The sequence below is a fragment of the Agrobacterium rosae genome (assembly GCF_002915175.1).
GTDB classification, from domain to species: domain Bacteria; phylum Pseudomonadota; class Alphaproteobacteria; order Rhizobiales; family Rhizobiaceae; genus Agrobacterium; species Agrobacterium rosae.
In genome coordinates this window covers 1-828 of the sequence record NZ_NXEJ01000022.1, presented here as the reverse complement: position 1 = coordinate 828, position 828 = coordinate 1, and the positions used below count along the sequence as shown (strand labels likewise).

Here is an 828-nt window from a genome sequence, read left to right as displayed (position 1 = left end):
GTGTCAGGGGTAAAATACTGGCGCTAAAGGGCCAAATCAGTTACATTTTTGGGTATGGAAACAACGCCGCCACAGGGTCAGGACGAGCTATCTGCACTGCGTGCATTGGTTGCTGAACAGGCGGCGAAACTCGAGCGACAAGACGCGGAAGTTACCAAGCGCGATACCATAATCGACATTTTGCGCGCGCAGTTGGAGTTGCTGCGCCATCGACAGCATGGGGCCTCGTCCGAGAAAATAGACCGGAAGATCGAACAATTCGAACTGATGCTCGAGGAGATCGAAGCGTCCCGCGCCGAGGCTGAGGTTCGCTCTGGAAAGACACCTCTGCCGGAGCTGGAAGATGCCTGCGAAAAGCCAAAGCGCAAACCCTTGCCGGATGGGCTGCCGACAGACGAGCGGATCTATCCGGCGCCGTGCAATTGCCCGACCTGCGGCGGGACATCGTTCCTGAAAGCACCGGATAAGGTGGTCCAGGTCATGGAGCATGTGCCGGCATCCGTGAAGATTGTTCGCCATGTCGAAAAGCGCTTCGTTTGCAAGGACTGCGACACATCGGTGTCTGGCAAGATGCCGACCCTACCGATCGAGCGCGGCAAACCCGGTCCCGGATTGCTTGCCCATATCATGGTCGCCAAATTCGACGATCACATCCCACTTTACCGTCTGTCGGAGATGTACGATCGGCTTGGGATCGATATCTCCCGTTCCGTGATGGCCGACTGGATGGGGCGTGCATCGGCTTTGCTCGGCCCCCTGATCTTGCTGATCAGAGCGCATATCGCGGCCGTCGATCGGATCCATACCGACGACACTCCGGTCGATGTT

At 57.5% G+C, this 828-nt stretch carries 1 protein-coding gene; it reads left to right on the top strand.

Annotated features, from left to right (window positions below; genetic code table 11):
• Window positions 1–54: 54 nt before the first annotated feature.
• A partial coding sequence (locus CPJ18_RS26510) for an IS66 family transposase (protein ID WP_146258738.1) occupies window positions 55–828 on the top strand: 774 nt, incomplete at its 3' end.